5 protein-coding genes and 1 pseudogene are annotated in these 5,241 nt (G+C 75.2%); 2 read left to right on the forward strand and 4 right to left on the reverse strand.

The annotated features are described in order from the left end of the window. Positions 1–176: 176 nt before the first annotated feature. Together ACFRMQ_RS37675 and ACFRMQ_RS37680 are read right to left on the reverse strand one after the other, a co-directional pair. Entirely contained in the window at positions 177–854 is a 678-nt protein-coding gene (locus ACFRMQ_RS37675) for a LuxR C-terminal-related transcriptional regulator (protein ID WP_380735377.1), read from the reverse strand. Continuing rightward, positions 847–2,316, reverse strand: a complete 1,470-nt coding sequence (locus ACFRMQ_RS37680) for a PspC domain-containing protein (protein WP_380735379.1) — start codon at positions 2,314–2,316, stop codon at positions 847–849. The genes ACFRMQ_RS37675 and ACFRMQ_RS37680 overlap by 8 nt, the downstream gene beginning before the upstream one ends. A 133-nt stretch (positions 2,317–2,449) precedes the next feature. On the opposite strand from ACFRMQ_RS37680, the gene ACFRMQ_RS37685 reads away from it, so the two are divergent. Beyond that, positions 2,450–3,889 (forward strand): PspC domain-containing protein, encoded by a 1,440-nt coding sequence (locus ACFRMQ_RS37685; RefSeq protein ID WP_380735380.1) that lies wholly within the window; start codon positions 2,450–2,452, stop codon positions 3,887–3,889. Then, a complete protein-coding gene (locus ACFRMQ_RS37690) occupies positions 3,886–4,095 on the forward strand; it encodes a hypothetical protein (protein WP_380735382.1) in 210 nt (69 codons plus the stop codon). The genes ACFRMQ_RS37685 and ACFRMQ_RS37690 overlap by 4 nt, the downstream gene beginning before the upstream one ends. 18 nt (positions 4,096–4,113) lie before the next feature. Here the strand turns inward: ACFRMQ_RS37690 and ACFRMQ_RS37695 are convergent, their stop codons facing one another. Together ACFRMQ_RS37695 and ACFRMQ_RS37700 are read right to left on the reverse strand one after the other, a co-directional pair. Beyond that, complete coding sequence (locus ACFRMQ_RS37695; RefSeq protein ID WP_380735384.1) at positions 4,114–4,560, reverse strand: Rieske (2Fe-2S) protein; 447 nt, start codon at positions 4,558–4,560, stop codon at positions 4,114–4,116. A gap of 48 nt (positions 4,561–4,608) precedes the next feature. After that, positions 4,609–5,133, reverse strand: a pseudogene (locus tag ACFRMQ_RS37700) (DoxX family protein); the annotation flags it as partial. Positions 5,134–5,241 lie beyond the last annotated feature (108 nt).

A 5,241-nucleotide genomic window follows, 5' to 3' on the forward strand; every position in this document is an offset into this window, starting at 1 on the left:
GGAAACCAATCCGCCAAAACAACCCCACCGAAGTACCGGCGGAATTCATCCTCATTCCACATCCAACAACCCCCCACCGGCCCCGCCAGCGACCGCCCCGACCCCCCCCCCCCACCCCCCCCCACACCCCCGCCCCCCCGGCGCACGCGGGGGGGGGCGGGCCCGGCGGTCCCCGGTCAGACCAGGCGGCGGGCGGTGGCCCAGCGGGTCAGCTCGTGGCGGTTGCTCAGCTGGAGCTTGCGGAGCACGGCGGAGACGTGGCTCTCGACCGTCTTCACCGAGATGAACAGCTGCTTGGCGATCTCCTTGTAGGCGTAGCCGCGGGCGATCAGCCGCAGCACCTCGCGCTCGCGCTGGGTGAGCCGGTCCAGGTCCTCGTCGACCGGCGGGGTGTCGGTGGCCGCGAAGGCGTCCAGCACGAAGCCGGCCAGCCGGGGCGAGAACACCGCGTCGCCGTCGGCGATCCGGAAGACCGCGTTGACCAGGTCGGTGCCGGTGATGGTCTTGGTGACGTAGCCGCGCGCGCCGCCGCGGATGACGCCGATGACGTCCTCGGCGGCGTCCGACACCGACAGCGCCAGGAACTTCACCCCTCCCTGCTCGCCCATCACCCCGGCCGATCGGCGCAGCACCTCGACGCCGCCGCCGCCCGGCAGGTGGACGTCGAGCAGCACCACGTCGGGCCTGGTCTCGGCGACCACGCGGACCGCCGAGTCCACGTCGTCCGCCTCGCCGACGACGTCGATGCCGGTCACCTCGGTACGGCCGATCTCGGCCCTGACCCCCGTCCGGAACATCCGGTGGTCGTCCACCAGCACGACCCTGGCCGTGCGCTCCGGAGCTGCCTCAGTCATTCGTTCTCTCCATCTCCAGCTCGACCTCGGTACCGCCGCCCGCCGCCGGCCGCACCCGAGCGGTGCCGCCGTTGCGCTTCATCCGGCCGATGATCGACTCCCGTACGCCCATCCGGTCCTCCGGCACCGTGTCGGGGTCGAAGCCGGGCCCGTGGTCGCGGACGAACACCGACACCGTCCTCCCCTCGACCTCGGCGTAGACCTGGACCGGTCCCCCGCCACCGTACTTGGCCGCGTTGACGGTCGCCTCCCTCGCGGCCTGCATCTGTGCCGCGATCCGCTCGTCCATCGGGCAGTCGCCGACGATCACCAGCTCGACCGGGACGCCGTGCCGGTCCTCGACCTCGGCGACGGCCGCCCGCAGCGACTCCGCCATGGTGTCCGGCGCGGCCTCGGCGGCGGCCTCCGGGCGGTACAGCCACAGCCGCAGCTCGCGCTCCTGCGAGCGGGCCAGCCGCAGCACCTCCTTGGGGTCCTCGGCCCGGCGCTGGATCAGGGTCAGGGTGTGCAGCACGGAGTCGTGGATGTGCGCGGCGATCTCGGCCCGTTCCTGGGCCCGGATGCGCGCGGTCCGTTCGGCGCCGAGGTCCTGCCAGAGCCGCAGGCCGTACGGGCCGAGCAGCACCAGCACACCGGCCAGCACCGCGAGCGAGGCCTCGACCACCGAGCCGAGCGTGGAACCGTCGCCCTGCATGGCGAGCAGCGCGATGGTGCCGGCCACGGCGAGCAGCACGCCGGCGCCGACCCGGGTGTAGGCGCCGCGCCGCTTCTCGCCCTCCTCGATGCCGAACCAGCGCTGCCAGCGCGAGTCGTCGGCCTGCCGCCAGACCAGCGCCACGCCGACGCCGATCGCCAGCAGCGGCCAGGTGTACGGCTTGGCGGTCTGCAGGCCGAGCACGTTCAGCAGGGCGATCAGACCGATCACCGTCATCACCAGCGCGGAGAGCTGGCCGAGGCCGCCCTGCCCGCCCTTGCCGGCCGGCGCGGTCTCCTCCTCGCCCTCCACGGGGGCGGTCACCGGCTCGCCCTGGAGGGTGTGCTGGAGCAGCCGGCGCATCCGGCCGAGCCAGCCGGCGGCCTGGCCGCCGCCCTTGCTCAGCGGGCCGCCCTGCATCCCGGGCGAGGCCGGGACGAACGCCCCGTTGAGGTACACCCACTGGGCGCCGCCGCGCTGCGAGGGCTCGCCGATGCCGATCGGCACCACGAACCAGAACGCGGCGTACAGCAGGGCGCCGATCCCCTGCGCGAAGAACAGCAGGACGAAGGCGAGCCGCACCCACCGCACCGGCAGCCCGAGGTGCACCGCCAGGCCGTTCGCGACGCCGCCGAGCATCCGCCCCTGCGGGCTTCGGTAGAGCCGCCGGTAGGGCGGTTTCCCGTCGTCGGGGGCGTTCGGGTCGGCGCCGGCCGACGGCGCGGGGTCGGGGGCGACGGATCGGGGATCGGTACCGGGGGCTGCCACGCCACCGATGGTTCCACGCGCGCACCCGCGGGCGCATCAGGGTGTGTCCCCATCCCGTATCAGGGACAAGTCAGGGTACGGACCGGGGTGGACCCGGTTGGGCCGGGCCCGTCCTGCCGGAAGGATGGTGTCCATGACCGATGACCCCCGCATCGAGGAGGCCGGGCCCTCCGCCCCGCCGGAACCGGACCGCCCGCCGCTGACCCGGGCCGAGCACCGCCGCGTGGTGGCCGGCGTCTGCGGCGGCCTCGGCCGGCACCTGGACATCGACCCGGTGGTCTTCCGGGTCGTCACGGTGGTGCTCTGCCTCTCCGGCGGCCTCGGGCTGTTCCTGTACGGCCTGGCCTGGCTGATCGTCCCGACCGACGGCGAGGCCAAGGGCCGCGGCGGGCGCACCGAGCTCCAGCGGGTGCTCACCGGGCGGGTGGACGGCCAGTCGGTCGGCGCGGTGCTGCTGACCGTGATCGGCACCGGGGTGTTCTTCTCCTCGATGGGCGACGGCGACCAGATGTTCCCGCTGCTGCTGCTCGGCGGCCTGGTCTTCCTGGCGGTGCGCTACGACCCGGCCCGTCGGCACCGGGGGCGCGAGCGCCGCCGGGGCGGCCCGTACGACCGGCACTTCCCCGAGTCCGAGGACACCGCGGCCGCCGGCGGGGCGTACCGCTGGCCGCGCCCGGAGCAGGACGAGCCGGCGGCCCGGGCCGAGCACCCCGCGGGCCCGGCCGCCGGCTCCGGCGGCTACCTCTGGGACCCGCGCCACCCCGAGCGCAACCCGTACGGCAGCGCCTCCGCCGCCCCGACCCCGCCGTACGGCACCCCGCTCCCCCCCTTCGGCAATCCCACGCCGCCCGTCGGCGGCCCGGCCCGGCCCTGGTGGCAGCGCACCGACCTGCCCGAGGGCGACCCACTGCGCAAGGAGCGCGCCCAGCGCCGCCCCGAGCCCGCCGCCGTGCGGCGCCCCCGGGAGCGCTCGGCGCTCGGCTTCTTCGGCTTCCTGCTGGCGGTCGGCGCCGGTGCCGCGGTCTGGGGCGCCTCCTCCGGCGGCCACCACAACCCCGCCCTGCGGGGCACGGCGATCCTGGCCGCCGCCCTGCTGGTGGTGGGCCTGACGCTGCTGGTCGGCGCGAAGTTCGGCCGGGCCCGTCGGCTGGCGGTGACCGGTCTGCTGCTCACCCTGGCGCTGGCCTTCGTCGGCCACTCGCCGACCTCGGTGAGCGACGCCGTCGGCGACCGCGCCTGGACCGTCGCCTCGGCGGCCGACCTGCGCGACCGCTACAACCTGGGTGCCGGGGACGTCAGGCTGGACCTGTCCGCGATCGACCCGGCCGGGGCCACCCTCTCCACCAAGGCCGACCTCGGCGCCGGCGAGATGCTGGTCGTCGTGCCGGACGACGTGACGGTGAACCTGGTGGCGCGGGTCGGCCTCGGCAACGTCTCCGTCCCCGGCGAGCAGGGCGACACCACCGGGCGGCACAACTACCTGATCGGCCCTGCCAACGGGCAGCCGGCCAAGGGCACCCTCAATCTCGAACTCGGAATCGGGCTCGGCAACATCAAGGTGGTCCAGCAGTGAGGAAGCACCGGCTCGACGTGTTCTCGCTGATCGCGGGCGCGCTGTTCACCGTGATCGCGGTGCTCTACCTGATCGCGGCCGTCAACCACCAGTCGGTGAACGGGCGGATCGTCGTCCCGGTCGCCCTCATCGTGCTCGGCGTCGGCGGCCTGGCCGGCGCGGTCGCGGCGGTGGCCCGGCGCGGCCGGCCCGACCGGGAGGAGTGACGGCGGGCTCCCCGGGCCTCAGCTCTGCTGCGGGCCCAGGGTCAGCTGGTCGCCGTCCTTGGTGACGGCGTACTTGGACAGCGGCTTGACCGCGGGCCCGTTGACCACCGCGCCGGTCGCGGCGTCGAACCGGGAGCCGTGGCAGGGGCAGTACAGCTGCCCGTTCTTCGGCGCGTCCACGGCGCAGCCGGAGTGGGTGCAGACCGCGGAGAAGGCGCAGTACTGGCCGGCCTTGGGCTGCACGATGTAGACGGCGTCCCCGGTGGCCGGGTCCTTGACCTGGGCCGAGCCGCCGACCGGCACGCTCGCGGCGGCCACCGCCGGGGCGGCCGCCGTCGGGGCGGTGGAGACCGGGGCCGCCGACTCCTTGGGGGCGGCCGGCTCGTCCCGGCCGAAGGTCCGGGTCAGCGAGCCGGTGAGCAGCCCGGCCCCGCCGATCGCGACCGCCGCGATCCCCCCGTCCACCAGGGCCCGGCGCTTGACGTGGTCCTCGCCCAGCCCGCGGGCGCGGTCCCGGCCGGCCCGGCTGGCCAGGTAGCCGTCCACCGACAGGTACGGCGTGCCGGCCAGCACCAGCGGGGTCCAGGCCATCAGGTACGCCAGGTCGTTGCCGAGGTAGTACGGCGAGACGCTCCAGCTCACGGTCAGCCAGAGGCTGAGGTTGAGCAGCGCGCCGCCGAGCGCGGCGGCCCGGCCCCAGAGGCCGACCAGGGTGCCGAGGCCCACCGCCAGCTCGCCGAAGGCGATGACGAGCGCGAACAGGGTGGGGTGGTCGAGGGCCGGGCCGAGCAGGAAGGCGATCGGGCTGCCGCCCGCCTTGGCGGCCTGGGTCTGCGAGACGAAGGAGGCCGGGTCGCCCGCCCCGGCCAGGAAGTGCGCGTCGGAGAGCTTGTCGAGGGCCGCGTAGACGAAGGTGACGCCGAGGAAGAGCCGCAGCGGCAGCAGCGCGTACTTCGACGCCGCCGCCCGCCGCTGTGCCGCCCGCTCGGCCCGACCGGCCGCTCCCCCGGCCGGCACCGGGTTGCTGGCCTCCGACATCCCTCACACCTTCCCTCGCCGCCTGCCACTCCCTGACAGGTCCGGTCCGCATTCTGCCCGTTCCCGCCCGCTTTCGGTGGGAGGTCCCATCCGACGGGCCCCGCCCGC

The sequence above is a fragment of the Kitasatospora sp. NPDC056783 genome (assembly GCF_042789895.1).
Taxonomy (GTDB): Bacteria; Actinomycetota; Actinomycetes; order Streptomycetales; family Streptomycetaceae; genus Kitasatospora.